The 26,964-nt window shown below is 70.7% G+C and carries 26 protein-coding genes and 1 pseudogene; 18 read left to right on the top strand and 9 right to left on the bottom strand.

What is annotated here, in order from left to right:
- The first annotated feature begins 52 nt into the window (after positions 1–52).
- From HV826_RS30105 to HV826_RS30095, 3 genes are read left to right on the top strand one after another with little or no spacing between them, the layout of a single operon-like run.
- On the top strand, positions 53–646 hold the full coding sequence (locus tag HV826_RS30105) for an RNA polymerase sigma factor (RefSeq protein ID WP_176420512.1): 594 nt from the start codon (positions 53–55) through the stop codon (positions 644–646).
- A complete protein-coding gene (locus HV826_RS30100; protein WP_176420511.1) occupies positions 643–3,570 on the top strand; it encodes a CHAT domain-containing protein in 2,928 nt (975 codons plus the stop codon). Before HV826_RS30105 ends, HV826_RS30100 begins: the two co-directional genes overlap by 4 nt.
- 31 nt (positions 3,571–3,601) lie before the next feature.
- Entirely contained in the window at positions 3,602–4,138 is a 537-nt protein-coding gene (locus HV826_RS30095) for a hypothetical protein (RefSeq protein ID WP_176420510.1), read from the top strand.
- A gap of 14 nt (positions 4,139–4,152) precedes the next feature.
- On the opposite strand, the gene HV826_RS30090 is transcribed toward HV826_RS30095, so the two are convergent.
- Positions 4,153–7,797 carry an AAA family ATPase gene (locus tag HV826_RS30090; RefSeq protein WP_176420509.1) on the bottom strand — a complete coding sequence of 1,215 codons (3,645 nt, stop codon included), beginning with the start codon at positions 7,795–7,797 and terminating at the stop codon, positions 4,153–4,155.
- Between the two features lie 333 nt (positions 7,798–8,130).
- Between HV826_RS30090 and HV826_RS30085 the strand changes: the two genes are divergently transcribed.
- From HV826_RS30085 to HV826_RS30065, 5 genes are all read left to right on the top strand, one after another.
- Positions 8,131–10,137, top strand: coding sequence for a YgiQ family radical SAM protein (locus HV826_RS30085; protein ID WP_176420508.1), 2,007 nt, complete (start codon positions 8,131–8,133; stop codon positions 10,135–10,137).
- A gap of 70 nt (positions 10,138–10,207) precedes the next feature.
- Complete coding sequence (locus tag HV826_RS30080; RefSeq protein WP_176420507.1) at positions 10,208–10,828, top strand: hypothetical protein; 621 nt, start codon at positions 10,208–10,210, stop codon at positions 10,826–10,828.
- A gap of 144 nt (positions 10,829–10,972) precedes the next feature.
- A complete protein-coding gene (locus HV826_RS30075) occupies positions 10,973–11,473 on the top strand; it encodes a hypothetical protein (protein WP_176420506.1) in 501 nt (166 codons plus the stop codon).
- A gap of 114 nt (positions 11,474–11,587) precedes the next feature.
- Positions 11,588–12,598, top strand: a complete 1,011-nt coding sequence (locus HV826_RS30070; RefSeq protein WP_176420522.1) for a ChaN family lipoprotein — start codon at positions 11,588–11,590, stop codon at positions 12,596–12,598.
- A 62-nt stretch (positions 12,599–12,660) separates the two neighbouring features.
- Positions 12,661–14,091 (top strand): hypothetical protein, encoded by a 1,431-nt coding sequence (locus HV826_RS30065; RefSeq protein WP_176420505.1) that lies wholly within the window; start codon positions 12,661–12,663, stop codon positions 14,089–14,091.
- Positions 14,092–14,143: 52 nt separating this feature from the next.
- On the opposite strand, the gene HV826_RS30060 is transcribed toward HV826_RS30065, so the two are convergent.
- Together HV826_RS30060 and HV826_RS30055 are read right to left on the bottom strand one after the other, a co-directional pair.
- On the bottom strand, positions 14,144–14,923 hold the full coding sequence (locus HV826_RS30060; protein ID WP_176420504.1) for an SDR family oxidoreductase: 780 nt from the start codon (positions 14,921–14,923) through the stop codon (positions 14,144–14,146).
- Positions 14,920–15,264 (bottom strand): nuclear transport factor 2 family protein, encoded by a 345-nt coding sequence (locus HV826_RS30055; RefSeq protein WP_176420503.1) that lies wholly within the window; start codon positions 15,262–15,264, stop codon positions 14,920–14,922. Before HV826_RS30055 ends, HV826_RS30060 begins: the two co-directional genes overlap by 4 nt.
- 65 nt (positions 15,265–15,329) lie before the next feature.
- Here HV826_RS30055 and HV826_RS30050 point away from each other — a divergent pair, with 65 nt between their 5' ends.
- A complete protein-coding gene (locus tag HV826_RS30050) occupies positions 15,330–15,692 on the top strand; it encodes a helix-turn-helix domain-containing protein (protein ID WP_255217489.1) in 363 nt (120 codons plus the stop codon).
- 88 nt (positions 15,693–15,780) lie between these two features.
- On the opposite strand, the gene HV826_RS30045 is transcribed toward HV826_RS30050, so the two are convergent.
- Positions 15,781–16,701, bottom strand: a complete 921-nt coding sequence (locus tag HV826_RS30045) for an RluA family pseudouridine synthase (RefSeq protein WP_176420501.1) — start codon at positions 16,699–16,701, stop codon at positions 15,781–15,783.
- A 297-nt stretch (positions 16,702–16,998) separates the two neighbouring features.
- Here HV826_RS30045 and HV826_RS30040 point away from each other — a divergent pair, with 297 nt between their 5' ends.
- Positions 16,999–17,751 carry a protein kinase domain-containing protein gene (locus tag HV826_RS30040; protein WP_255208474.1) on the top strand — a complete coding sequence of 251 codons (753 nt, stop codon included), beginning with the start codon at positions 16,999–17,001 and terminating at the stop codon, positions 17,749–17,751.
- 11 nt (positions 17,752–17,762) lie between these two features.
- Here HV826_RS30040 and HV826_RS30035 read toward each other — a convergent pair whose 3' ends face one another.
- Positions 17,763–18,101, bottom strand: a complete 339-nt coding sequence (locus HV826_RS30035; protein ID WP_255208473.1) for a hypothetical protein — start codon at positions 18,099–18,101, stop codon at positions 17,763–17,765.
- A 203-nt stretch (positions 18,102–18,304) separates the two neighbouring features.
- Here HV826_RS30035 and HV826_RS30030 point away from each other — a divergent pair, with 203 nt between their 5' ends.
- Positions 18,305–19,348, top strand: coding sequence for a serine hydrolase (locus tag HV826_RS30030; RefSeq protein ID WP_255217488.1), 1,044 nt, complete (start codon positions 18,305–18,307; stop codon positions 19,346–19,348).
- A gap of 55 nt (positions 19,349–19,403) precedes the next feature.
- Here the strand turns inward: HV826_RS30030 and HV826_RS30025 are convergent, their stop codons facing one another.
- Positions 19,404–19,766: a DoxX family protein gene (locus HV826_RS30025; protein WP_176420521.1), complete on the bottom strand. Its 363-nt coding sequence runs from the start codon at positions 19,764–19,766 to the stop codon at positions 19,404–19,406.
- A gap of 210 nt (positions 19,767–19,976) precedes the next feature.
- Here HV826_RS30025 and HV826_RS30020 point away from each other — a divergent pair, with 210 nt between their 5' ends.
- Positions 19,977–20,615 (top strand): hypothetical protein, encoded by a 639-nt coding sequence (locus HV826_RS30020; protein WP_255208470.1) that lies wholly within the window; start codon positions 19,977–19,979, stop codon positions 20,613–20,615.
- A gap of 12 nt (positions 20,616–20,627) precedes the next feature.
- On the opposite strand, the gene HV826_RS30015 is transcribed toward HV826_RS30020, so the two are convergent.
- Entirely contained in the window at positions 20,628–21,152 is a 525-nt protein-coding gene (locus tag HV826_RS30015) for a hypothetical protein (protein ID WP_176420496.1), read from the bottom strand.
- A gap of 355 nt (positions 21,153–21,507) precedes the next feature.
- On the opposite strand from HV826_RS30015, the gene HV826_RS30010 reads away from it, so the two are divergent.
- Together HV826_RS30010 and HV826_RS30005 are read left to right on the top strand one after the other, a co-directional pair.
- Positions 21,508–22,434 (top strand): triacylglycerol lipase, encoded by a 927-nt coding sequence (locus tag HV826_RS30010; RefSeq protein ID WP_176420495.1) that lies wholly within the window; start codon positions 21,508–21,510, stop codon positions 22,432–22,434.
- Between the two features lie 23 nt (positions 22,435–22,457).
- On the top strand, positions 22,458–23,510 hold the full coding sequence (locus tag HV826_RS30005; protein ID WP_176420494.1) for a lipase secretion chaperone: 1,053 nt from the start codon (positions 22,458–22,460) through the stop codon (positions 23,508–23,510).
- Between the two features lie 34 nt (positions 23,511–23,544).
- Here HV826_RS30005 and HV826_RS30000 read toward each other — a convergent pair whose 3' ends face one another.
- Entirely contained in the window at positions 23,545–23,895 is a 351-nt protein-coding gene (locus HV826_RS30000; RefSeq protein ID WP_368671025.1) for a GFA family protein, read from the bottom strand.
- Between the two features lie 98 nt (positions 23,896–23,993).
- Positions 23,994–24,443 (bottom strand): hypothetical protein, encoded by a 450-nt coding sequence (locus HV826_RS29995; protein WP_368671024.1) that lies wholly within the window; start codon positions 24,441–24,443, stop codon positions 23,994–23,996.
- A gap of 336 nt (positions 24,444–24,779) precedes the next feature.
- Between HV826_RS29995 and HV826_RS29990 the strand changes: the two genes are divergently transcribed.
- The 4 genes and pseudogenes from HV826_RS29990 to HV826_RS29975 form a co-directional block, all read left to right on the top strand.
- Complete coding sequence (locus HV826_RS29990; protein WP_176420492.1) at positions 24,780–25,241, top strand: YaiI/YqxD family protein; 462 nt, start codon at positions 24,780–24,782, stop codon at positions 25,239–25,241.
- Between the two features lie 71 nt (positions 25,242–25,312).
- Positions 25,313–25,792 carry a VOC family protein gene (locus HV826_RS29985; protein ID WP_176420491.1) on the top strand — a complete coding sequence of 160 codons (480 nt, stop codon included), beginning with the start codon at positions 25,313–25,315 and terminating at the stop codon, positions 25,790–25,792.
- A 154-nt stretch (positions 25,793–25,946) separates the two neighbouring features.
- A complete protein-coding gene (locus tag HV826_RS29980) occupies positions 25,947–26,555 on the top strand; it encodes a 2,3-diphosphoglycerate-dependent phosphoglycerate mutase (protein WP_176420490.1) in 609 nt (202 codons plus the stop codon).
- A 106-nt stretch (positions 26,556–26,661) separates the two neighbouring features.
- A pseudogene (locus HV826_RS29975) lies at positions 26,662–26,964 on the top strand (hypothetical protein); the annotation flags it as partial.

The raw sequence follows: 26,964 nt of genomic DNA, 5'->3' as shown, positions 1-26,964 counted from the left end.
CGAAGGGAATTCCCTCGGTCCGTTCTCACCGTGCGCAGGGGGCAGCCCACCGGTGGAACGACACGAGAGCAGCACAACAGAGGGCCTCGCCAGACCGGGCGATGGGCACCGCCGTCAATTCGACGCGTTCGCGCGAGCACGGCGGCCGGCATTGGTGCGAATCGCCCGGCGCCTGTGCTCGGGGGGAGCCATCGACCCGGAGGACCTGGTGCAGGAGACGCTGGAGCGCGCCTACCGTCACTTCGACAAGCTGATGGAGGAGAACGCGGGGGCGGTGAGCGTCTGGTTGAGCACCACGATGAGCAACCGCTTCCTGGACCACTGCCGGCGGCGGCGCACCGAGGTCATGGGCGCGCCCATGCTGCGCCTGGTGCAGGACCTGGACGCCGAAGGCGAAGCGGCGCCCCAGGAGCGGTGGGAGCGGGTGTCTCGCGACGAGTTCCAGCGGGCCATTGACCAGCTGCGCCCGCCGCACCTGCGGGACGCCTACCGGCTGCACGTCGCGGGGTTGCGGTACCGGGCCATTGCCCAGCAGCTCCGCTCGACGGAGGGGACGGTGGGACGGTGGCTCACGGAGGCGCGGCAGGCGCTGCGCGAGCTGTTGGGTGGCAACGACGCCTCGCACGAAGGCCTGGCTGAATCATGAGCAGCGTCTGTGACAACCTGGAGCGCTTCGTCGACGGGGAGATGCTCCCCGCGGACGCGGAGAACTTCCGCCACCACCTGGCCCGCTGCGCGGCGTGCGAGTCGCGGATGAAGGAGCTGCTCGCCCTGGAGCTGCTCGCCGACGACGCGCTGAACAGCCCGGGGCCGGAGCGGCTCGGCGCGCCGTCGCCCTGGCGGAACAAGTCCTGGCTGATGGTGGTGCCGCTCGCGCTCGCGGCGGGCCTGGCCGCGCTGGTGCTGGTGCCCCGGACGCAGCCCACGGGCGCCGCCCCCGAGCTCTGGCTGGCGGAGGCTGCCACCCGGCCCCTGGAAGTCCGCCTCACCCATCCCGGCGCGGACGGACACCGGCCCTACCAGGTGATGCGCAGCGGCACGGGCGCCCGGCCCCAGGCCCTGGCGCTACGCGAGCTGGCACGGCTGGAGGAAGCGGCGGACCACCGGGGCATCGCCTCGGCCTTCCTGCTCCGCGGGGACCTGGCCCAGGCCTCCGCGTTCCTCGACAAGCTGCCCGCGTCCGCCGACCTCGACACGGACCGCGCGGCCATGGCGCTCCAGCAGGATGAGCCGGAGAAGGCGCTCGTCCTGCTGGAGCGCGCGCTGAAGCGCAAGCCTCGCCATGCCCAAGCGCTCTGGAACCAGGCGCTGGCGCTCCAGCGGCTCGGCCTGTCACTGCGCGCCGCGGAGTCCTTCGAACAGGTGGCGAAGCTCGACGAGCGCGGCTGGCGCGACGAGGCGGCCCAGCGCGCCCAGGCGCTACGAAGCGCGGCGGAGCAGGAGCGACAGGACTGGAAGGGCATGCGCCAGGACTGCCAGCGCATGGTGGAAGGCGGTGCGCCGCTCTCCACCGCGCAGGCGGAGGCCCTTCCGGGCATGGCGCGCGTGTGCCTCTACAACGCCCTGCGCGCCGCGGCCTCGCCCGAGCGCGTGGAGTCCCTGCGTCCCCTGGCGGTGGTGCTGGACCGCAAGGAGGACGGAACGCACCTGGAAGACGCCCTGCGCCGCACCGCGCGGCGGGACTTCTCCGCGCGCGCGCCCCTGGCCAGCGAGTACGCGCGCCTCACCCGGGGCGAGGTGAAGGGCGCCGCGCTGGAGTCCTTCCTGTCGCGGCTGCGCGAGGCCCGGCAGGAGGACTTGCTGCTGGGCGCGCTCGCCTACGCGGACCCGCGCCAGTTCCCGGACGAGTACCGGGCGCTCGCGTTGGAGACGAAGGACCCGTGGTTCGCGCTGCTGGCCGAGGAGCGACAGGCTCGGGCGGAGGCCCTCTCGGAGGCCCCGCGGCGCGCGCGGGAGCGGCTCCAGGCCGCGGTGAAGACGTGCGCGGCCTCCGGGAAGCAGCCGTACCGCTGCATGTTGATGCAGCGGGAGCTGGGACTGGTGATGGCGCGGCTGCACCGCCCCGTGGACGCACGCGCCAGCTTCGTGGGCGCCCTGCGCGCCGCGCGCGACAGCCGGGAGTGGGGTTCTCAGCGGAACCTGCTCCAGGACCTGGGACAGGTGGCCCGGACGCAGGGCGACCTGGTGCTGGCCCGGGCGTACGTGGAGGAGCTGCTGCTCCAGACGCCCGAAGGCTGCGCGGGCTCCGAGGTGGCGCTCACCAGCCTGGCGCTCGCGCACCACCGGGCGCTGGACGTCGCGGGGGCCCGGGAGCTGCTGGACCGGGCCATCCAGTGCAGCCAGAAGCCCTCCATGGCGCGGCTGGCCCTGCTGGCCGACCTGGCCCGCACGCCCTTCCGCAAGCCGGAGGACGCGCGGCTGCTGGAGCAGGGGCTGGGGGCGCTGCGCGACTCGGGCACGCAGGACAAGGGGGACCTCGCGCTGCTGCGCCACATCGAGGGACGCTTCTACCTGGAGCAGGACGCGCGCCGGGGACAGGCGCTGCTGCGGCAGGCGCTGGCCGACGCCTCCCAGCTGCCGGCGGTGAACGTGAGCGCGCGCAAGGCCCGCGTCTACAGCTACACGTCCCTCATTTTCGCCGCGGGCCGGACGGGCGAGCTGGCGCAGGGGCTGGCGCTCTTCGCCGAGGAGCACGCCATGCCCGCGCCGGAGCGCTGCGTGCTGGGCGTCACGGTGGACGACGAGCGGACCTTCGTCGTGGCACGGGACGCGGAGGGACGCCTCCTGGGCCATCACGACACGGACCGCACGGCGCCGCTGGTGGGCGTCGATGGACTGGTGCCCGACGCGGTGGTGAAGGCCCTGCGCGCCTGCCCCAGCGTGGACGTCCTCGCGCGTCCGCCGGTGCAGGGCCGCGCGGGGCTGCTGCCGTCCGACATCGCCTGGTCCTACCGGGTGGGCGGCCCGCGCGGCACGCCGCAGCCCCCAGCGAAGGCCCAGCGGCTCATCGTGACGGACGTGCTGTCGCCCGCGTCGCTGCACCTGCCCGCGCTCCGCGCGTGGAACCCCGCCAGCGACCCGGACGAAGGGCTCACGCTGCTCCGCGGCGCGGAGGCCACGCCGCCGCGCGTCCTCGCCGCCATGCGGGACGCCACCGAGGTGCAGGTCCACGCGCACGGCATCATCGACCCGTCGGTGGCGGATGCCTCGGTCCTCGTGCTGTCACCGGAGGCCGCGGGCGGACGCTTCGCGCTCACCACCGGAGACTTGAAGGGACAGCGGCTGCGGGGCCGGCCGGTGGTGCTGCTCGCGGCCTGCTACGCGGGCCACACCAGCGCGTACCTGCATGAGAACTTCGGACTGCCGCTGGCCTTCATCGAATCCGGAGCGCGGGCCGTCCTCGCCGCCACGCAGGAGATTCCCGACGACGAGGCGCACGCCTTCTTCGAGCCCGTCCTGGCGCGGATTCGCGAAGGCGTCCCCGCGGCCGTGGCCCTGCGCGACGAACGTCAGGCCTGGTCGCGGCGCCACGCCAGCGCCTGGGTCCAGCAGGTGCTCCTCTTCGAGTAACCCCCTCCCCTCCACCGAGCGAGTTCATCCCATGAAGAAGTACCTCCTCCCCCTCTCGTGTCTGCTGCTGGCCTCCGCCTGCCAGCACACCGGCAACACGCCGGACTGGAACCCCGCGAAGGACATCCCCGCGGGCACCTATGTCCGCATCACCCTGCAAGACGTCCGAGTTCCCCAACGGCGCTCCACCTACCTGGTGGACCCACGCACGGACACCGTGGTGGAGCGACGGGATGGCAAGCGCGCCTACGCGGCGGAGGCCCCCCAGGCGCTCGAAAGCGAGGCCGCCGTCACCGCCACGCAGACCGCCCCCGCGCCCACCAGCAGCGTCACCGTCGCCATGTCCGTCAATTGCCGAATCACCAAGGTTGCGAAGGACGGCTGCGTGGACCTGGCCATCGACCCCAAGCATGAGACGTCCGGGGACCCGAACCCCATCAAGGAGGAGTCGCGGCGCATCGCCCTCACGGAGCGCTACGTGAAGCAGATGGCTGTGAGCGTCTTGCAGACGGCGCGCCGCACCGGCGTCCGGGTGCAGGTGCCCGCGGGCAAGGCAGCGGCGCAATAACGGTCCGCGAGGGCCTACCGCGCGTCCGCCCCCGAGGCGCCCTCGGGAGGCGGCGCGACCGGCGCGAGCCCCCCCAGCGTCTCCACGTAGGTGGCGGCCACGCGGAGGAAGCGCGCGCCCTTCACCCCGGTGAGGTACTGCCGCTTCATCGCGCGCGTCGCCCCCACGTAGAACATGGCGCGGCGGATGCGTTCGTTCTCCCGGGCCGAGCGCTCGCGGGCACCGGCCATCCACTGCTCCGCGGTGTCCAGCGCGTCCAGGCCCGCGAAGAAGACAATGGGGCATTCGTGCCCCTTGCAGGAGAACACAGTGGTGGCGCGCACGTGGTCCACCCCGCTGACGCGGAAGTCCGTCACGTTGCGCCCGCCCTTGCCGCCATAGGCCTCCGCGGGCACGCCCGCGCGCTTGAGCGCCTGCGTGTACTGGGACGGCATGACGGGGGCCACCACGAGGATGTCGCTGGGGTGGACGCCCTCCTCGCGGATGAGGCGGGCAATCTCACGAGCCACCTGCCGCGCCTCGCTTGCGCTGGAGGCGAAGCCGCGCACCTGGGGTAGCACGCCGCCGCGCTCGGTGGACTGCACGCGGAAGAGGCCCTCCAGCGTCTCCTCCGGAAGCCAGACGAGCCCCTCGCGCGCCAGCTCACCCACCTTCATGTATTCGCGCATGCCTGGCTCGGCGGCGTTGTGCTGGCGCAGCGGGTCCAGCACCACGTTGAAGGCCACGTCGAGGATGTCGCGGGTGGCGCGGAATGTCTCCTTGAGGACGCGGGTGCGGCCACGGAACGACAGCCCTTCGGGGAGCTGCTCCTTGAGCGCGTCGATGGGCACCTGGCCATAGACGTTCTGCGAGTCATCCATGAAGAGCTGGAAGCAGCGCACCTCGCGCCCGTCCGGCAGCGTGTCCGGTCGCACCAGCGCGTGGAGCATGGCCAGCGCCTTGGCGTCCATGTCCTGCGCCTCATCCACGAAGACGCCGTCGAAGGAGGCGGGGGCATGACGGCGCAGCGCGCCCACATGCCGCACCGTCACCCGCGCGCGCAGCTCGCGCACCCGCAGGCGGCCCGCGCGCTGAGCCAGCGCCTCCACCAACAACGTGTCCACCAGCGGGGCCAGCGCCCGGTTGAAGAAGGACACCAGCACCTGCGCCTCGGAGTGCTCCAGCAGGTAGCGCGCCACCCAGTGCGCCAGCACGTACGTCTTGCCGCTGCCGGCCACGCCGCGCACCAGGTGGTGCCCGTCATCGAAGCGGCGCTCGAAGAGGGACACCTGTTCATGCGTGAAGAGGGGCCGGCCGGGCCGCGCGCCCGAGATTTCCGCGCCCAGGTCCACCGGCACCGGCGGGGGTGGTGGCGGCGGAGCGCGCTGCGGCACTGGCAGCGGCTCCAGGCGCAGCGGCTCACCGGGGTGCACGCGCAGGCGCGGCAGCAGCGACAGGAAGCGCTGGGGAATGGTGGCGGCGCGGGCCTCGTCGCGGGAGGCCAGCACCAGCAGGTAGTCCTTCGCGCGGCTGGCGGCCACGTTGAGCATGGGCACCAGCGTGTGGGGCGGAAAGGGCCTGCCCCCGGCGACGGTGTCCACCAGCACCACGTCGTACTGGGTGCCCTGCTGGCGGTGGATGGTGGACGCGCTGAAGACGTCCCCGCGCAGGCCCGCGGCGTTGCCCAGCCGGCGCAGCAGCGCGGCCTGCGCGCGGTAGGGCGTGACACACAAGACGCTGAGGCCCGAGCGCACCGCCTCGCGCGCCAGGGACACGGCGAGGTTGGCGGACAGCTCGCGCTGGTAGCCGGAGCCCGTCTCCCCGCGTCCGTGCGTGAGGCGCTTTGAATCTCGCGTGAGCCCGTCCAGCACCACCCAGCCCGCGCGCACCGAAGGGAACGAGGCCACCGGCGCGGGCCGCTCCGCGCGCTGCTTGACGACGTCGCCATCCTCCAGCGCGCCGCCGTAGCAGAAGTGGCTCACCACCTTCGCGATGTCCGGGTGCATGCGGTGCTGGGTGCGCAGCAGCAACACGTCCGCGCGCGCCGCGTCCTTCACCGCGTCTTCCAGGTGCGACAGCCCGCTGCCGCGAAGCCACTTCTGCGTGCCCTTGCCCGCGCCCTCCGCGGCGCGGCTCACCGGGCCAATCTGCTTCGGGTCACCCGCCAGCGTCACCCGCTCCGCCAACGGCCCCATCAACGCGGTGGCCGCGCGCGTCACCATGCCGGCCTCGTCCACCACCAGCCGCGCGAAGTGCTGCTTCCCCTCCAGCTCCGACACCAGCCGCAGCGCGCGGTGCACGGTGAGCACCACCAGCGGGCAGTCCCCCTTCTCCACTTCCTTGAGCGTGGGGTCCTTCACCTTGCCGCGCAGCCCGCGCAGCTCCGCCTGGAGCCTGGCCAGCTCATGGGCGGGGCCGCCGCGCACCCGCTGGAGGATGAGCTCCCGCTCCCGCTCCTCGATGCTGGCGCGCAGCTTGCCGCCCTTGGTGTCCTCCAGCATGACGGTGGGCAGCTTCACCAGCGCCTCGCTCGCGCCGGTGCCACCCCGGAAGATGCTGCGCGCCAGGGGCCGCAGCGGAATGGGCTCGCGCTCCAGCAGCGCGCTGACGCGGAGGACCAGCTCGTCCGCGGCGCGGTTGGTGGGCGCCACCGCGAGGATGCGCTCGCCAGGGAAGGCGCGCAGCGCCCGCGCGATGAGGTCCGCCACGGCCGTCGTCTTGCCCGTACCGGGAGGGCCCCAGATGCAGCCCCAGGGCTGGCGCCACAGCCGGTCGGCCGGAATCAAGGCCTCGTCCCGAGGCGTCAGGGTGACGGGGGGCGCCTCCCCGCAGGCGCGGCTCAGGGACTCGGTGAGGGCATCCTGCCGCTCTTCGTATGCGGAGGCCGCCGCGCACAGGGCCTCGGCGAAGTCATAGGGCCGGTAGCACCAGCGGTCCGCGGACAGCGCGCGGCGGTCCACGTCATCCCCGTGGCTGGGCGCGGCGAACACCCGCCCCGACTCGAAGTCCAGGTGCACGACGTCTCCACCGAAGACACACTCCTCCCCCAGGAAGCCGAGCACCGAGCCTCCCGACCAGTCCGGGTCCGCCGCCGGACGCGGGATGAGCGACAGCACCCCTGGCCCCTGGAGGCTGACCTCGCGCACGTCCTGCAGCAGCTGCGCGCGGTACTGGCTGCGCTCGGACAGCAGCGCCTCCCGCAGGTCCTCCGGGAGATACGCGGGCGGAGCCCAGAGCTCGCGGCGCTTCCCGCTGGCCACCGCGGCGCGCATCGCCTCGCGCTCGGTGGGGCTGACGTCCTCTGGCGCGGAGACATCGCGGGATGGAACGTCCTCCCCGCCTTCCCGTCCTCGCGCCATCCGCGACACGAGCAGCAACGGGTTCGGCGCCCGGGCCACGTCCGCCTTCTCCTCGGTGGGCGCGGGGGCCTGGGGTGGCTCCACGGGCACGGCGTTCTCGGAGCGCCGCAGCGCCACGTCCTCCTCACGAGGCGGCACGGGCCCCTGGAACGTGTTGCGCCAGCGAGGCACTGAACCCGCCCGCCGGGGCGGAGCGGCTTCGGGCGGCGGCGCATCGTCGTATTCGACATGCAGCTCACGCGTGGACGCAGGCGCCTGCGGGTCCCCCTCCCCGGACTCCGCCGCCTCGCCCGCACGCCCCGCCTCCGGCCCCCGCATCATCGGACGCGCGACCTCCACGCCTCGCCGCGCACCGGCCCTGAGCCACCGGTGCCATGCGGGGCCGTTACCTCCGGCAGGGCCGGAGAAGACGCTGCGGCTGCCATGACGAACACTCGCGAAGCCTACACTTCATGACCTGCCCACCCGAACAGGTCGCCACATGTAAGAGGCCGGCCAAGGTAGGGGAGGCTTGGATCGCCGTCAATGCGCCACACCCAGGGTGCATGCGCGGTGGGTAGGAAGGCAGGCCGCCTGGGTGTACACCCTCTCCAGCCGGGCTTGCTTCCGCATCCTCCCGATGTTCTGGGTGGAAGCCCCCCGCCCCCCACCGACATGGCCTATTCGACGCGCTACGCCCATCCCTTCCTGCCCACCACCCGCGCCGACATGCAGGCGCGCGGCTGGGAGCAGTGCGACATCATCATCGTGACGGGGGACGCGTACGTGGACCACCCGGCCTTCGGGCCGGTGCTCATCGCGCGCTTCCTGGAGGGGCGCGGCTTCAAGGTGGGGCTCATCCCCCAGCCAGACTGGCACTCAGCCGAGCCCTTCAAGGCGCTGGGGCCCCCGCGCATGTTCTTCGGCGTGGCCGCGGGCAACCTGGACTCGATGCTCAACCGGCTGACGGCCCAGAAGAAGAACCGCTCGGAGGACCAGTACAGCCCCGGCGGGCAGACGAACTGCCGGCCGGACCGGGCCACCATCGTCTACGCGCAGCGCTGCCGTGAGGCCTACCCCGACGTCCCCATCATCCTGGGTGGCATCGAGGCCAGCCTCCGCCGCATCGCCCACTTCGACTACTGGAGCGAGAAGGTGCGCCGCTCCATCCTCTTCGACGCCAAGGCGGACCTGCTCGTCTTCGGCATGGGCGAGCGCCCCATCATGGAGGTCGCGGACCGCATGCGCCAGGGTGAGCGCATCCAGGACATCCGCGACGTGCGCGGCACCGCGTACACCATCAACGACGAGGAGATGCGCGCCCTGGAGGCGGACCCGGCCAGGCGCGCCGTGGACCGCAAGACGGTGGTGCTGCCGTCCTATGAGCAGGTCATCGAGGACAAGCGCGCCTTCGCGGTGATGAGCCGCGACTTCCAGATGGAGACCAACCCCGGCAACGCGCGTGCGCTGGCGCAGCGCCACGGCAACCGCGCCATCTACATGAACCCGCCCGCGCTCCCGCTGGAGGACGGCGTGGGCACCACGGGCGCCGAAGGCAAGTCCGTGGCCATGGACGAGCTGTACGACTTGCCCTTCAACCGCGTGCCGCACCCGATGTACCAGGAGCGCATCCCCGCCTACGAGACGGTGAAGCACTCCATCGTCCTCATGCGCGGGTGCTTCGGCGGCTGCACCTTCTGCTCCATCACCGAGCACGAGGGCCGCGTCATCCAGAGCCGCTCCGCGGAGAGCGTGCTGCGCGAGGTCCGCGCCCTGCGCCGCATGGGCGACTTCCGGGGCACCATCACCGACCTGGGGGGCCCCACCGCCAACATGTACAAGCTCAAGTGCAAGAGCGAGGACATCGAGAAGCGGTGCCGCAAGCTGTCCTGCGTCCACCCGGGCGTGTGTGAGAACCTCCAGACGGACCACGGGCCGCTCATCAGCCTGATGCAGGACGTGCGCAAGGAGGACGGCGTCAAGCACGTCTTCATCGCCAGCGGCGTGCGGTACGACCTGGCGGAGCGCTCGCCGGAGTACGTGAAGGAATTGGCCGCGCACCACGTGGGTGGGCAGCTCTCCGTGGCGCCGGAGCACGTCTCCCCGCGCGTGCTGGAGAAGATGAAGAAGCCCGGCATCGAGAGCTTCGAGCGCTTCCAGCAGATGTTCGCCTGCGCCAGCGAAGAGGCCGGCAAGGAGCAGTACGACATCCCTTACTTCATCAGCGGACACCCCGGCTCCACGCTGGAGGACATGGTGGAGCTGGCGCTGTGGCTGAAGCAGAACGGGAAGCGGCCCCGGCAGGTGCAGGACTTCATCCCCACCCCCATGGCCATGGCCACCGCCATGTACTTCACGGGCCTGGACCCGCTGAAGATGGAGCCCGTCTACACGGCCCAGGGCCTGCGCGAGAAGCGGCTCCAGAAGGCGCTGCTGCTCTACTGGAACCCGGAGCAGTGGCCGCTGGCCCGCGAGGCGCTGACGCTGGCCGGCCGCGAGGACCTCATCGGCCGCGGGCCCCACGCGCTCGTCCCGCCGGAGTCGCCCGGGGAGGCCGCGCGCCGGCAGCGCGCCGAGCGCGACACCCACGCAGGTGCCTCCACGCCGCGTCGCGAGGCCGCGCCCCGCCCCGGCCCGCATGGCACCGCGCGGCGCCGTCCCGGTGGGCCTCGCGCCCGCTGAGCGCCCTGGGACACGGGAGCCCGAACGCGCGGTTTGAATAAACCGCCGCCCTTTTCGTCGGGCTCCCACCATGCTCAGCCTCCTCTCCGCGTTGTGGCTCGCCACGGCTCCCGTGACGGCCCCGGAACAGCCCGTGGTCCGCCCCCCGCCTCCGCAGTGCGTGTTCTCCCAGGGACGCTCCGTGTGCGGATACCAGTGCAAGCGCACCGCGACGCAGGCGGCCTGCGCCCGGACGCCCTATGGCATCTGTGAAATCCTGGTGGGGGGCGTCCATTGTTGGGACCCGCCCCTGGTCGCCATCCAGCACCCGCCCACCGCGAGCGCGAAGCCGGAGTGCAAGGAGAGCCGGGGCCAGGTGGCCTGCGGCTACAACTGCCGCCAGTTCAACGGCGAGGTGGCCTGCAACCGGACGCCGTATGGCGTGTGCTCCACGAACTTCAACACGCTGACCTGTTGGGATCCACCGGACGCCGTCATCCACCAGTACGGCGCCCAGACGCCCGCGCCCCGCTGCCTCAACGCCTCCGAGGACCTGGCCTGCGGCTATGACTGCAAGGCCACGCGCACCGAGGTCCAGTGCGCCAACACGCCGGACGGCGTGTGCCGGCTCGACAACCAGCGCTTCAGCTGCTTCGACCCGCCGTCGCTGCTGCACTGCGACCACAGCGCGCCGCCGCCCCCCCGGCACTGAGGACACACGTCCAGCGCGTGTGGCTCGGCACGCGAGTCCTGCCCACGAAGAGAGGCCACGGCCCCCCTTTGCGGCGCTACACGGCTTCCGGATAGGGTGCGCCGCCTTTCGCAACATCGCGACACATCCAGGAGCACGAAGACGATGGCCAGGACGACCCAGGAGCAGACCCAGGAGCGCCACGCGTTTCTGCTCGACCTCTTCCGCCAGCAGCCGGACATCAGCAGCAAGGAAGCGCTGGAGTCCTTCAAGGAGAAGTTTGGCGGCACCATCAACATGAAGACGTTCAACCAGCTCCGCGAGCAGGCCGAGGACGAAGTCGCGTCGGCAGCCCCCGCCCCCGCGCCCGCCCCGGAAGTGGAGTCCGAGCCCGAGTCCGAGGAGACCGAGGCCACGGTGGATGACGCCGCGTCCCGCTTGAAGGCCGCCGCGTCCCCGGACGCCCTCAACGGCGCGCCCGCCTCCCCGGCCAAGAAGCCCAAGGCGAAGGGCAGCGGCCCGAAGAACATCTTCGTGGACGCGCCCAAGGAGCACCTCACCTTCCTGGAGGGCATCATCCAGCAGCTCCAGGAGGCCGGCGCCGCCAACATCCGCATCGACCACGCCACGGACCGGTGGATGGTCGTCGTGGTGGACTCGAAGTAGTCCGAAGTCCCCGAGCCCGCGCGCCCGTCACCTGACACTGGCGCGCGCGGGCCCGGCCCGCCTCGCGTTCCCGGTGGCCACCAGCGCCCACGGTGTGGATGAATCGTGTGCGTGATGCGCACGCTCCTCACTGTCTCCGTCCTGCTGTTCGCCACCGCCTGTTCCCACGCCAGCGCCACGCGCCTCGATTCGGCGGTGGAGCCCCCAGGTCCCCAGGCCCCCTTGTCCGGCGGGTGGAAGTCTTCGCTGCACCGTGAGCACCCGCTCTCCGGCCGCATCTGGGACGTGAAGGCCGCGCGCTTCGTGGACGCGGAGGCGCTGCGCGGCGCCCTCACCCAGGCCCGCTTCGTGGTGCTGGGCGAGCGCCATGACCAGCCCGACCACCACCGGCTCCAGGCGTGGCTCGTCCAGGCGCTGGCCACGGGAGGACGAAAGCCCGCGCTGGCCTTCGAGATGCTGGACGTGGGGCAGCAGGCAGCGGTGGATGCGGCGCTGGCGCGGGCTCCGCGCGACGCGGAGGCGCTCGCGCTCGCCGTCGACTGGGCGGACAGTGGCTGGCCGGACTGGAGCCTGTACCGACCCGTCTTCAAGGCCGGGCTGAAGGCGGAGCTCCCCATCGTCGCCGCCAACCTGCCGCGCGCGCAGGTGCGTGATTTGGTGATGCGCGGTCCGGACGCGCTGGCCCCCGAGCTGCGCCAGCGCCTGTCCCTGGACACGCCGCTGCCGGAGGCCGTGGAGCAGGCGATGCGGCAGGAGCAGGACGAGGCCCACTGTGGCCACCTGCCCAAGGAGCTGCTGGGTCCCATGGTGCAGGCCCAGCGCGCACGGGACGCGCACCTGGCGGACCGGCTGTCGAGCGCGGCGACGGACCAGGGCGGCGTGCTCATCACCGGCAATGGCCATGCCCGGACAGACCGGGGCGTCCCCGCGCGGCTCGCGGCCCGTGCGCCCGACCAGGACGTGCGCTCCGTGGGATTGCTGGAGGTCGACCCGAAGCAGCCCGAGCCGACGGACTACGCGGCCTCCTTCGGCACGCAATCGTTGCCCTTCGACTATGTCTGGTTCACCCCGGCGGTGCCCATGGAGGACCCGTGCGCGGCGCTCCTCAAGCGCCCCAAGAAGTAACGCCCGGGGCGCGTGGCGTGACATAGCCAACATGCCAGCAATTGGGCTATGTCGGCGCGCCCATGACGTCCTCGCTCCTCGCCGCCTCGCTCATCATCGCTTTAGGACAGAGCCCGGAGTCCGTCTCCACGGAGCCCGCTGCGCCAGAAGGCTCCTTCCTCCAGACGCGTCTGTCCTTCCTCGCGGGAGACACCGACTTCGGCGCCCCTGATGCCACCACGCGGTTCCATGTCGCGCTGGACGCGCGCACAGCGGAGCTGGCGTCCGGCCTGCGCGCCGAAGCAGGGCTGTCGTTGTTCATCAATCCGGTCGCCGTCTCCGGCGCCATCCTTCAGGACAACGCCAGCTTCTTCGGCCTCCGGTATCGGCCTTCCTCCTGGGCGCCCGATGAGCGCCTGGCCTTGACGGTGTTCCCGGTGAGCGCCACCCGACTGCACATGGGCTACGAGAACCCGGTGGCCTGGGCACGCATCTCGTCCATGACGCGCTCGGGAGATGACGGCGAACCCGCCCTGGAGCTGCGCCTGTCGCGGTGGAGATGGGATGCTTTCGTCGCCGCCAGATTCCCCAGCCTGCAGAACGGCGTGACCCAGGAGTTGGAGCGGCGCCTCATGCTCCTGGTGGGCGCCGGAGTGAACCTCTCCCCGGCCTTCCGGGTGGAAGCCGGGGCCGCGAACCTCGACCTGGGCCCCGGGAGCCTGCCCTACATCAGCGGCTGGGAGGGCGACATCTACACGCGCGGCGTGTCCGGGCGAGTGATGTGGCGCCATGGCGTCCCCGTCGGAGCGAACGTCGACCTGGCGCTCTACGAGGGAGACCCGACCTTCTTCGAGCGCTTCTTCGCCTCCGACGTCTATCCCGGTGGCTTTGGAGCCCACGTCGCACTGGAAGGGAGCTACGTCTCCCAGCAGCTCATCGACAGTGAGTCGCCCGTGCAGGGTGCCATGCGAAAGCAAGCAGCGCACGCCGCGGCGCTGGTGACTCGGTTCAAGTGGGACCGGCTCCGGCTTCACGCGCTCGCGTACTACAGGACGCCCTCGTTCATGGTGCTTTCGCACCCGGGCTTCTTCCCGACGGGAGGCGCCCTGTTCGAACAGATGGAGGCGCTGGCCGAGCTGTCCGCGACGGTGGGGGCGGACTACTTCCTCCAAGACTGGGGGCTCACGCCCGGCTTCCTCGTCCGCGTCACCGCCCCGGCCACACTGAAGTCGCTGGTTCCGCAGCCGATGTGGCCCCGCAGCAATCCCCTCATCGTTCGGGGCAACAACTTGTATTCCTCGTTGCCGGAGGGCGAAGACCGGAGCCCCATCCTCACCGCGAAGGCCACCGCGCGGTGGGACCTGGGCGAGGTCGCAGGTGTCCTGGCCGAGCTCTTCTACACACGCGACCCGAACCAGACCACCTACGCGGATGACGACACGGGCGTAGCAGTGGTGGTCTGGGATTCGCAGGACATCGTGGGCGGCAACCTGCTGCTCCAGGTGCGCTTCTAGACCTGCGTTGGAAGGACCAAGACGCTACGCAGCGCGGCGCTCGTACCGAGCTTCACGCCGTGGGGACCGTCCCGCCATCGACGACGAACTCCGTCCCCGTCACCGAGCCCGCGCGTGGTGAGGCGACGAAGGCGATGAGGTCGGCGACCTCGCGAGGTTTCGCCGGACGCCCGACAGGGATGCCACCCAGCGACTTCATGACGATCTGCTTGCCGCCCTCGTAGTCGGTGCCCGCCTGCTTCGCCAGACGCTCGACGAGGTGCACGGCGGCCTCTGTCTCGACCCAGCCTGGCGAGACGCGCACCACGCGCACGCCTTGAGGCGTCACCTCTTTCGACAGCGCCTTGCTGTACGTGGAGAGCGCCGCCTTCGCCGCCGCGTACGCCGTCGTGGATTCGGGCAGCGGCAGCTCATGCTGAATCGAGGTGACGTGCACGATGACGCCGGAGCCCTGCGCGAGCATCGTCGGCAACAGCGCGCGGTCGAGCCGCACGGCGGGCATGAGGTTCAGGTTCAGCTCTTTCTGCCATTCGTCGTCCGTGAGTGCCGCGAAGCCGCCGCCCGGGGCGGAGGAGCCTCCCAGCACATGCACGAGGATGTCGATGCCCCCGAGGTGCGCAATGGACTGCCGGGCGACCTCTGCGCAGCCCGTCGCCGTCGTCACGTCAGCCGAGACATAGTGGACGTCCTGCGTGTCGCTCGGCACCGTGCGCGCCGTGGCGACGACGCGTACGCCCGCCTCGACCAGCGCCGCGACGACCGCCGCTCCGACGCCTTTTGTCCCCCCCGTGACGAGCGCCCGTCGGCCCTCCAATTCGAGGTCGAAGCTCATGAACCAATCTCCAAGCGCGTGATGAGGTGGCCAGCGACGGTGAACGCGAAGCGCAGGTGCGCCGGGCTGCCAGGGAAGCTGCCGCTCACCTTCGCGGTCACTGTCGTGCGCGCTCCGGCAGTCTCCGCGGACAGGGGCTCGGTGGAGAAAGCGTACCTGGCCACCACAGCGACGTGCCACGCGGCAATGGCGGCGCGACCGCGATGCGCGTGTCCCTCGTCCAGGACGACGGCGTCGTCGGCGAAATACCGGGCGACAGCCCGCGGGTCGGTGGTCTCGCTCGCGAAGAAGCTCGCGATGGGCGCGAGCAGGTTCAAAGAAGCAGCGTGATTCGTTGGCATGGCCATATCAGTAAAAGCGCGGTATCTATTTCACAAGAACACACGAAAAAGTGGGGTACATACCTTTGGGTAAGCATGACCATCACACGCCTGTGACGGCGGCCAGCGGCATCGAGGGCGCCATCCAGATGCTCGAAGGCCGCTGGAAGCTGGTCATCCTCTTCCACCTCTTCGGCGGGCAGAAGCTGCGTTTCTCCAACCTTGAGCGCGCCATCCCCGCCATCTCGCAGAAGATGCTCATCCAGCAGCTCCGGCAGTTGGAGCAAGACGGCATCGTCACGCGCATCGTGCACGCCCAGGTACCGCCGAAGGTCGAGTACCACCTGACCGACTGGGGCCAGTCTCTCTGTCCAGCCCTCGACGAATTGCTGACCTGGGCAGAAAGACGGCCCACGCTGAAGCGTGAAGGGCAATCACCGAAGGAATAGGCGGCACTGCGCGAGCCGGCTGACAGGACGCCCGCCCAGCGCCTGCCTGCCCTCCAGGCCGCTCGGGAATCACGCCTCGTCGTGCAGGTCACCCGCCGCGCAACGTCACCAGCGCTCGCTGGAAGTCCTCGGGCAATGGCGCCTCGACGCGGACGGGCTGGCCAGTAGCGGGGCTGGGCAGCTCCAAGGTGAAGGCATGCAGCGCCTGCCGCCCCAGCGCCCGCGCCGCGGCATGCGCGCGCGCCTCCGGCGGCCCGTAGAGTGAATCCGCCAGCACGGGGAACCCGGCCTCGGAGAGCTGCACGCGAATCTGGTGCGTGCGGCCCGTGTCCAAGTCGACCTCCAGCAGCGCGGCATCCGCGAAGCGCTCGCGGACCTCGAAGGAGAGCGCGGCCCGGCGCGCGGAGGGCACGCGGGTGGTGAAGCGCCGAGGGTCCGCCGGGTCTCTGGCATAGGGCGCCTCCAGACGTCCCCGCGAGGGTGGCTGCCCCAGCACCAGCGTCCAGTAGCGCTTGTCCACGCGCTTCTCCTGGAAGGAGCGCAGGAGCGCGGCGGCGGACGCATCCGTGCGCGCGAACGCCAGGCAGCCACTCGTCTCCCGGTCCAGCCGGTGCACCACCCCGGGCCAGGCCAGGCCCTCCACATTGAAGGGCGGCTGCTGGGCGGCGAGCAGCCCCACCACGGAGGCCGCGCGGCCTTCTGGCTCCACCACGAGGCCCGGAGGCTTGTTCACGATGACCAGGGCCGCGTCGTCGTGAAGCACCGGCAGCAGCGGCCCTTCGGCAGAGGCCACCGGCGCGGCGCGAGGCTCCGGCCTGTCGAGCTCAATCTCCTCACCGCCCCACAGCTTGCGCGTGGGCTGGCACTGCTTGCCCCGAATGCGAACCGCTCCCGAATCAATCAGGGCACGGGCCCGCTCCAGGTTGAGGCCCGGGACCTGCTTCGACAGGAAGCGGTCGAGCCGCTCGCCAGCGGACTCACGAGGAACCTGGACCTTCTGCTGTGCCATGGCGCTTCCCGTCCCTCAACCCGAGGGGCGAGTCAACGGCCTTGGCCAGCGTTCTCCCCACGCCACACGGGCGCATGTCTTGCGGACGGCGGGGATGGCCCGGAAGATGGTGGAGAATCGACCCGGTCCGCTCCCGTGAATCCGCCCTGCCCCTCGTGTCATACGCCCCACCCTGGCGCCGAGCCAGGCACGCGACGCACCTGCGCCGCCTGCGGTGCGGACCTCGCGTCAGGCACGGAGGCGCGACGGCCAGCGGCAGCGCCGGACCTCACGGGTGAATCCCTGGGCGGCTTCCAGTTGAACGCCCGCCTGGGCACCGACGACACGGGCTGGCTGTACACCGCGGAAGGCCATGTGGGCCCGTGCACGGTGAAGGTGATGTCTTCCTCGGTGACAGCGGCCGCGGAGGCGCGGGCGCGCTTCCACCGCGAGGCGGAGACCCTGCGGAGCCTCCGCCACCCAGTCATCGTCCGCGTCCTGGCGGTGGGCGAGGAGCGCGGCCACTGCTGGTACGCCCTGGAGCCCGTGATTGCGCCTGACCTGGAGACGCGGCTGGACCGGCTGAACGCCCTGCCCTTCCAAGAGGTGGAGCTACTGGCGCTGCGGCTGCTCGATGCGCTCGGCGCCGCGCACGATGTGGGGCTCGTCCACGGAGACGTGCGGCCCCAGAACATCCTGCTCGCGAAGGACGGCGCGATGCTGACGAACTTCGGCTTGTCGCTCGTACCTCCCGGTGCCCACGCCTACCAGGCCCCCGAACAACGCCAGTGGGGCCGCGCCGTCCCGCAGTCGGACCTGCATGCGCTGGGATACGTCCTGCACGAGGCCCTCACGGGAGGTCTGCCCGGGACGCAGCCGCTCCCCCACGGCGTGCCCCGGCACCTGCGCCGGCTGCTGAAGAGCCTGCTCGCGGAAGCCATCCAGGACCGCCCCGACAGCGCCATCTCCGCGCGGCGGCTGCTGACCCGGCGCGCGCCGCTGGGCCTCCTGGCCGTGGGCATCGCGGCGTTGCTGGCGCTGGTGATGTTCCTGCTGCTGCGCGCGGCGTGAGCGCCTCTCGCTCAGAGGCCCTGGAGCTGGTCGCTGGACATGCGGTGCTTGGGCTTGCGGCGGATGAAGCGGTTCGCGTCGCCGCGCCGGTAGCAGGTGATGAGGCGCTCCTCGTCATTGAGCAGGACAATCCACCCACGCGCCTGCCGCGCCACCTCCAGGCTCCGCCACGTCCGAGGCAGCTCCCGCTCCAGCACCGTGACGTGCGTCATGCCCGTCGCCCGGGTCCGCATGCCAAACTCCAGGATGAAGTCGAGCACCTCGTCACGAAGCTGCCGAAGCGAGCTGCGCTCGACGAAGTGACGCGTGGCGGAAAACCCAGGGGAGACGGGCGGACGGCAAACGGTCATGGCGTGGACCTCCTGTTGCCAGGAGGCCATTACACATGCCGTTCCAACGCCTCATTCCCGAGATTCCGCGCACTTGGTCGGCCGCGGCGCAGCGCGCGAATGACATTCCGTCAATTCCCATGCAGTCGCGTGACAGCGAGACGCAGACGCCCCGGCGCCGGCCGTCCCTGGCTGCTCCGGACACATGGTGTAGAAGGCCCACCATGCGCTCCGCGTCGAAGCCGTCCCCCGGTGAGTTGCTCCAGGATGCCACCCGCGCCTACGTGCGCGGATATCGCACGGCATCCCTCTGCGCCGGCATCACCCTGGGCGGCGTGCATCACGTCGAGGCGCTGCGACGCAAGGGCGCGCCGCCAACCGACAGCGCCCTCTTCGCGCTGGGCGAGCTGACCCCGGTCTTCACGGGGGCCCTCCTCGCGTTGCTCGTGGACCAGGGCAAGGCGCGGCTCGACATGCCCCTGTCCGAGGTGATTCCCCGGTCGCTGCTCGTGGATGCCACCGCGGGCCGCATCACCCTGGAGCAGCTGGCGACCCACACCTCGGGAATGCCCCACCTGCCGCCCAACCTGGAGCAGGACGCCCAGACAATGGACGACCCCTTCGGCCATTACGACGCGAGACTCTTCGGAGAGTTCCTCCAAACCTATCAGCCGCAGTGGCCGCCGCCGCGCCGCCATGCGCCCTCCATCCTGGGCATGGGCGTGCTGGGCCATGCCCTCTCCCGGCGCGCGGGGCTCAACTACGGACACGCGCTGAGGGACCTGCTCTTCAAGCCCCTGGGCATGGCCGACACCACGCTGCGCCTGTCCGAGGAGCAGGCGCCGCGCCTGGCGCCCGGTCACACCGCGCGAGGCAAACCGGTCCCCCCATGGACCTTCCCAGCACTGCCGGGAGCGGGCGCCGCCTACTCCACCACGCCAGACCTGCTCCGCTTCCTCGACGCGAACCTCGGACGGGGCGACGCGGGCGTCGTGCGCGCCCTGCAATTGACACATGTGCCGCGCGCGGAGGCGACCCCTGGGAAGGTGGGGCTGGGGTGGAGCGTGACGCAGGTGCGTGGGCAGCCCGTGGTGTGGCGCGCCTCCGTCATCCGGGGCTATACCGGCTTCATCGGCTTCGCCGCCGGGGCGGACGCGGGCGTGGTGCTCCTGGCGAACCAGGGCTGGTCCTTCTTCTCCGCGCTCCGTGGGCGCATCCCCCTGCAAGCCCCAGGGCTCGAGCTGCTCTCCCGTCTCCTCCCTGAATGAGCGCGCCAGGGAGGCGCCGTCCGACTTCGCGGGAGAGGAACCGGGGCGCGCGAGCTCAGGGCAGGCGGCGCAGGGGCAGCAGGGCCCGGAGACGCGCGTCCCGCAGGAAGAGTCCCGCCCAGGCGAAAACGCCCACGAGGACGGGGGCGATGAACGGCTCAGACAAACGCACATGCGTCGCGGTGGCGCCGCCGAGGTAGCCCGTGACGAGGATGGCGCCCAGCACGGCCGTCCGCGGCACCGCGTAGAGCATCATGCAGAGGAGCTCGGTGATGCCAATGGCCAGCAACACCGCGCCAGGGTAGCCAGACTTCTCGAATCCCTGGATGGCTTCGGGTGACTGGCCCAGCTTCATCGACGCGCTGAAGGTCAGCATGGCGACGACGAGTCCGGTGAAGATGCGTCCCAGCCAGAGCATCCAGCCCTTGGCGGCGGGAGCGGCCTGCGTGGAGGCCGGGGAGACGGCGGCGGAGGAAGGGCTCGACATGAGAGAGACGTCCTGGGTGGAAGTGGAACCTGGAAGCCGCGCCGTTCTAACGGCCCCCCACACTTCTCCACAAGAGATAGCGCGTGACATTGACGGAGCGGTGGGCCGCGCGCTCCAATGGCCATCACTGGGGGGCGTTCCATGACGGTGCTGAACGAATTGCGCAAGCGCATTGACTCACGCTTTCCACTCACCGCCTATGCGGACCCAGCGCCACGCGCATTCCAGCCCACCGCCCTGCTGGCGTTCGCCACCCGGGTGACGGATGCCTATGAGGCCGACGCCCGGCACCTCGATGAGGAATGCAGCGCCTCCTGGCGCGCGCTGCTGGCCCATGCCTTCGCCGTCTACGAAGCCGTCCGGCCCTGTCTGTCCATTCGCTATTCGACGCGCACCGTCTACTCAGGCCCGGAGGACATCGTCGCGGACCTGAACCGGGGGCAGCTCGAAATCAACACCGAGCACTGCGAGCATCCCTTGTGGACGCCGGAGGAGAACTGCGTCTTCCGCATCGTCCATGACGTGATTCCGCATGCCATGTACGTGCGGCCCTTCTCGCTGGAAGGAGAAGTGCTCGCCTTCCATGACCACGTCCGCCGGGCACCCGCAGAGGCGAAGCTGGCGCTGTTCACGGAAATCTTCGGCTATGCCGCCATCCGCTACTCCACCGGCGTGTATCCCGAGACTCAGAAGTGCATTGTCTTCCCGGAGCTGCTCGCGGACTACGAAGCGGGCTTCCTCCCGACCACGGGCAACCCCTCCACGTATCCCGAGGCGTAAGCCCTTCGAACGTCAGCGCCGGGTCGTCTTCTTGCGAGCGGTCCGCGCCGCCGCCGTGTTGCGCACGAACTGCTTGCCACGCCGGGTCCCCTCGCGCTTCTTGCGCTCCGTCGCGCGCTTCTGTGCGGGGCTCAACTGCGCCCAGGCATTCTTGGGCAGGTAGCGGGACGTGGTGCCACCTTTGCGCGCGCGGGCGTCACCTTCCTGCGTCTGCCATTCCTCCTGCGTCCAGGACGTGAGTGACTTCTGAGTTCCGCCACGGCCGCCCCGGTAGCCCCCACCGGCCTTCTTGTATTCGGCCGCCACGAGCTGCGCCTTGCGTGCGCTCCACTCCCCCGCCTCGCCCCCCTTGTTGCCTCGAAGGATGCGCGCCTTGATGCGCTCGCGCAGCTCCGGCTCCGTGTACCGGCCCGGGGAAGCGGTCTTCCGAGCGGTGGACCGGGAGGCCGTCCCCGTCTTTCGGGTGGCGCTACGGCCACGCGACGACGTGCGGGCCGTCTTCGCGGCAGGGGGGCGTGAGCGCTTCCGGGTGGCCATGTCGTCCTCCTCGCGGCGGATACCCACTCAGGGTGGGAGCGGCGCGCGCCATCCGCAAGCGAGGCGGCACGTGGGTCCCCTGGCCGCTTCCAGCCAATGAGTCACCCGCGACACAGCGACTCAGGCCTTCACCCCGCAGCGGCCGTCAACGCACCGCGACATAGAGGGTCATGACGCAAATCAAGGCACCGCGTCGTGAGCATTTGACGCAATACAGCAGAGGTATGTGACAACCGACTTCGCCAGTTTTGCTGATAATGCAGGATGCGGCTTGATCTTGGTCTGTGATTGGCCTACGCGTTGATTCGCGGGTCAATCTGCAGTGGGCCCGTCCCCCGAACAGGAGCCCCTCCTCATGCGAAACGCTGTCCGGACACTGGTTCTGGCTGTCGCGGCACTCGGCTTGTGGGCGCAACCCGCGCTCGCGAATACGCAAACGAAGACCCGCTATCCCATCGTGCTGGCGCACGGCATGGCGGGCTTCGATTCGCTGTTTGGCGTCTACGACTACTTCTACGGCATTGGCTCCGACCTGCGCGCGGGCGGGGCGACGGTGTACGTGACGAGCGTTCCGCAGTTCAACACCTCGGAGCAGCGCGGCGAGGCGCTGCTGGCGCAGGTGAAGGACATCGTCGCGCGCTCGGGCAAGGGCAAGGTGAACCTCATCGGCCATAGCCACGGCGGCATGGACGTGCGCTACGTGGCGGCGGTGCGCCCGGACCTGGTGGCCTCCGTGACGACGGTGGGCTCGCCGCACAAGGGCGCGGACCTGGCGGACTACCTGCGCGGCAACCTGCGGGGCGGCTCCTTCACGGAGAGCGTGCTGGCCTACTTCGCCAACAACCTGGGCACTGTCCTGGGGCTGCTGTCGGGCAAGACGAACCCGCAGGACGCCATTGGCGCGCTGGCGGCGCTGAGCAAGTCCGGCACGGCGGCGTTCAACCAGAAGTACCCGGCGGGCATCCCCTCCAGCAGCTGTGGCCAGGGCGCCGCGACGGGCACGCAGGGCCAGCGCTACTACTCCTGGTCCGGCACGGACCCCTTCACCAACCTGTTCGACGCGTCCGACTACCCGATGAAGCTGAGCTCGTTCTTCTACAGCGAGGCGAACGACGGCCTGGTCGGCCGGTGCAGCTCGCACTTCGGCACGGTGCTGCGTGACAACTACGACATGAACCACCTGGACGAGGTGAACCAGGTGCTGGGCCTCACCGCCTTCTTCACCAACCCGAAGACGGTGTTCCGCAACCACGCCAACCGCCTGAAGGGGCTCGGCCTCTAAACGGCCGCGCGCGAAGGGACGCCATGAAGAGCCGCGCCGTCATTCCCGTAGCCGCGCTGTGCGCCCTGCTGGGTGCGGGCGTGTTCTCATGGTGGAAGGCCCGGGCGACGCCGCTGCCGCCCGGGCCCGCTGTCACCGCTGTCGCACCGCTGGAGGCCTCCGCGCCGCGCGCGGGTGTGCCGGCGCCGCGACGCGCAGCGCCCACCGCGCCGCCCACGGACGCCGCGTCCCCCGCCTCCGCCCTGCCCCCCATGCCGGGCTCGCTCCAGGACACGGAGGAGGACGGCTCGGTGCAGGTGGATGCCACGGGCCACCTGGTGGTGTCGCCGGACCTGCGCCGCCTGTTCGACTACTACCTGTCCGCGATGGGCGAGGAGGCGCTGCCCGTCATCCGCGAGCGCATCCTCGCCTCGCTGCGAGCGAAGAACCTGCCAGCCGCGGCGATGGACGAAGCCGTGCGACTGCTGGATGACTACCTGGCGTATCGCGACGCGGCGCGCACGTTCGCGGCGAACCAACGAGGCGCGGCGCTGGACGTGGGCGCGCGGCTGGAGTCCCTGCGCGAGCTGCGCCGCGAGCACCTGGGCGCCTGGGCGGACGGACTCTTCGGTGACGAGGAGCGGGTGGACGCGGTGTCGGTGGAGCGGATGAAGCTCCAGCAGGACACCACGCTGACGCCCGAGGAGCGCGAGCGCCGCATCGCCGCGCTGGAGGAGCAACTCCCCGCGGACTACCGCGCCAGCCGCGACGAGGCCCTGCGCCCCTTGCAACAGCAGACGGTGGAGCGCGAGCTGGTGGAGTCCGGTGCGACGGCCGAGGACCTGCGCCAGCACCGGCTGGCCACCGTGGGCCCGGAGGCCACCGAGCGGTTGGAGGCCATGGACCGCGAGGAGGCCGAGTGGGCGCGCCGGCTGGCGGAGTTCCGAGCTCGGAGAGAGGCCCTGGGCCAGTCCGAGCCGAACCCCGCCGCGCGTCAGGCCGCCGTGCAGCGGCTGCTCATCGACTCCTTCACCCCGGAGGAGCGCCTGCGGGTGGAGGCCCTGGACGCCATCGACGCGGCGTCCGGAGCCCCCTGAACCTCACGGCACCGAGGCGTGAGCGCGCCGGGGCTCACTTCCCAGGGAAGGTGTCGTACTTCAGGAGGCCGTCGGCGATCTCATAGTAGTCCCCCTTGCTGCCCGTGTAGACGTGCACCTTCTCGCGGATGCCGGTGGGGGCGTCGAGCGAGCCGGCGCACAGCGATATCTTTGGATCCGGAGACTCATCGAACAGCACGCTGGAGCCGCACTCGACGCAGAAGCCGCGGCGCACCGTGGGCGAGACGCTGTGCCATTTGAGCCCGCGCGCCTCCGTGAGCCGGAAGCCCTCCCGGTCCACGGCCGCGTAGGCCCCGACATGCCCGTGCCATTTTCGGCACTTCGAGCAATGGCAGTACGCCACCGCCGTCAGCGGCGCGCTCACCTCGTACCGAACCGCTCCACAAAAGCAGCCACCCGTGTTCATGCGCCTGTTCTACAGCACGCCGCCGCGCGCGAGCGCGTGCAATTCATGAGCAGGGTTCAATCGTCATCGTCATCGTCATCGTAGTCCCCGCCCCAGAAGCCCGCGGCCCGCTCCGGCGACGGCACGTTGAAGGTGCAGGTCAGCTCACTGCCATCCATGTAACGATAGACGTAGCGGCCCGCGGCGAAGTCTTCATTCACCGCGTCAAAGGTCACCGAGCCGGCCACCGGCACGCCCGTCGTCTCGGGAAAGCCCGTCGTCGAGCGTGTCGCCACGCTCACGAGCCAGTCCACCACCAGCGAGTCCGCCGCCGGCACCAGCCGTAGCGCGTGCTCGTTGGACAACGCCACCGTCACCGGCCCTCCGCCGACCACGGCCCCATCCACGAGCCAGATGTCCACGCCGAACCGCGTCAGGCCCGCATTCCCGTTGGGGGAATGGTGCAGGAGAATCCGGTCGCTATCGCGCTCCCACCGGGACGCTTCCCCATCGATGGGCCAGTTCACACTGGCCCCCAGGTGGGTGCCCCGACACTCCCCCGTCGCATCGGTACCGCACGCCGTGGTGAGCAAGGCGCTGACAATGATTGGAATGATGACCCGCAGAGAATGAAGAGGCATGGGCGCCATTATAGAAGCAACCGCCAGATTTTTTCGAAAAGCAGCCTCCAACGGACGTCATCCATCCAGCATGACGCGTTGCAGGCCAATAACCGCAAGGGATTGCACCTCGCGGTTCGTCCCCACCGGCATGCAAGGGCATGCTCCGAGCCCCGGAAGGCGCGGGCGCTCGACGCGCAGTGGGTGTAGTCCGCGCGCGAATCCTGAGATAGTCGCGCCCGTATGAAAATCTGGGTCGATGCCGATGCCTGCCCGGGCCCTGTCCGGGACATCATCCTCCGTGCTGGCCAGCGCGTGAAGGTTCACACCGTCTTCGTGGCCAACCGCGCGCTCTCCCTGCCGCGGCTGGCCTACGTCTCCACCGTGCAGGTAGGCGCGGGCCTCGACGTCGCGGACCAGCACATCGCCCAGCAGGCGCAGCCGGGGGACCTGGCCGTCACCCAGGACATCCCGCTCGCCGCGCTGCTGGTGCCCAAGGGCGTCGTGGTGCTGGACCCGCGCGGAGAGGTCTTCACCGAGGAGAACGTCGCCGAGCGGCTCTCCGTCCGGAACTTCATGCAGGAGCTTCGGGAGAGCGGCGTGACGACCGGAGGCCCGGACGGCTACTCGGCGCAGGACCGGCAACAGTTCGCCGCCGCCCTGGACCGGGAGTTGACCCGGCTGGTGAAAGCGGAGCCGAAGTAAAATTCGTCCAATCCCTCCGGGCGCGGCGGAGGCATCCTCCTGTCATTCACACCCACCCAGGAAGGTGCTCCATGAACGACAAGAACCCGTCCTCCTCCGCCGCGACGCTCCCCGAACGTCCCCGCCTCTCCCTGGCCCTGGTGACGAAGGACGCGCCCGCCGCGCTCGACTTCTACGCGCGGGCCTTCGGCGCACGGGAGAAGTACCGGCTCACCGAGCCGAGCGGGCGCGTGGGCCACGCGGAGCTGGACCTGGGCGGCGTGACGCTGATGCTCGCGGACGAATACCCGGAGTACGACATCCTGAGCCCCCAGAGCCGCGGGGGCACGACGTGCTCGCTGAACCTCCGAGTGGATGACGTGGACGCCGCCGCCCAGCGCGCCATCGACGCGGGCGCCACCCTGGAGCGCCCCATCAAGGACGAGTTCTACGGCGAACGCGCGGCACACCTGAGAGATCCATTCGGCCATCGCTGGGCCCTCAACGCCCGCATCGAGGAGGTCTCCCCCGAGGAGATGCAGCGCCGCTTCACGCGGATGTGCCAGGGCTGAGGCCCCGGCCTCCTCGCCCGGCGTGTTTTCGGCCAGGGCTCGCACGGCCCTGCGCCGCCTGAGCGGCGCGCGAGACTGTGGAGCCCGGAACGCCTGGCCTCGGGTGAACGCGTCCCCCCTGGCCGCGCCTGGGCTTCAGGATTACCTGGAGGCCATGCCTACCCTCGTCCTCGTCCGGCACGGCCAGTCGCTGTGGAATCAAGAGAACCGCTTCACCGGCCTCGTCGACGTCCCCCTCACCGACCAGGGCCGCCAGGAGGCCCGGCGCGCGGCGGACGCGCTGAGCGGGATGAAGTTCGACGTCGCCTATACCTCGGCGCTCATCCGGGCGCAGGAGACGCTGTCCATCCTCCTGCACACGCTGGGGCAGCAGGTCCCCACCATCCGGGACGCCGCCCTCAACGAGCGCAACTACGGCGACCTGCAGGGGCTCGACAAGGCGGAAGCCGCGAAGCGTTGGGGGGACGCGCAAATCAAGGCTTGGCGCCGCTCCTTCGACGTGCCACCCCCCAACGGTGAGTCCCTGGAGATGACGGCGAAGCGCGTGTTGCCCTTCTATGAGCGCGCCATCGCCGGGGACCTGCGCCAGGGGAAGAACGTGCTCGTCGTGGCCCACGGCAACTCGAACCGCTCCCTGGTGATGAAGCTGGACCAGCTCACGGGGGAGCAGGTGGTGGGGCTGGAGCTGGCCACCGGGGTGCCGCTCGTCTACGCAATGTCACCGGACGGTGAGGTACTGTCCAAGCGCACCGCGTCCCCCTGACGCCTGTGAGGGCACAGGGGGCTACGCTGCGCGCCCTACCGTTTCCGGTTGAATACAACCGGCCCCGGCGCGTCAGACTGTTCGAGCACACGAAAGGACGCTCCCCATGAAGGCCCTGATCACCTCCCTCGCTCTCCTCTTCGCCCTTCCCGCCCTGGATGCCCACGCCCAGGCGGACCTGCGCCGTCCGCCCCGCCCGCCGCCGGGCCAGCCGATGCCGATGCCGCAGCCACACCACCCACCGCACCACTCCGGCGCCCAGGTGGTCGTGGACCGGCAGGAGCTGAATGTCCGCCTGGCCCGGCTGGAGCAACTGCTGAAGGAGGCCGAGCAGCGGATGAACCGGCAGGAGCGCAACAAGTTCCGCGCCGCCAGGGAGACGCTGGACTCCGTGCAGGACGTGGTGAAG

This window comes from Myxococcus sp. AM010 (assembly GCF_013372585.1).
Taxonomy (GTDB): Bacteria; Myxococcota; Myxococcia; order Myxococcales; family Myxococcaceae; genus Myxococcus; species Myxococcus vastator.
Note: the sequence above shows the minus strand (reverse complement) of the source record. Positions and strands in the feature narration are given on the sequence as shown.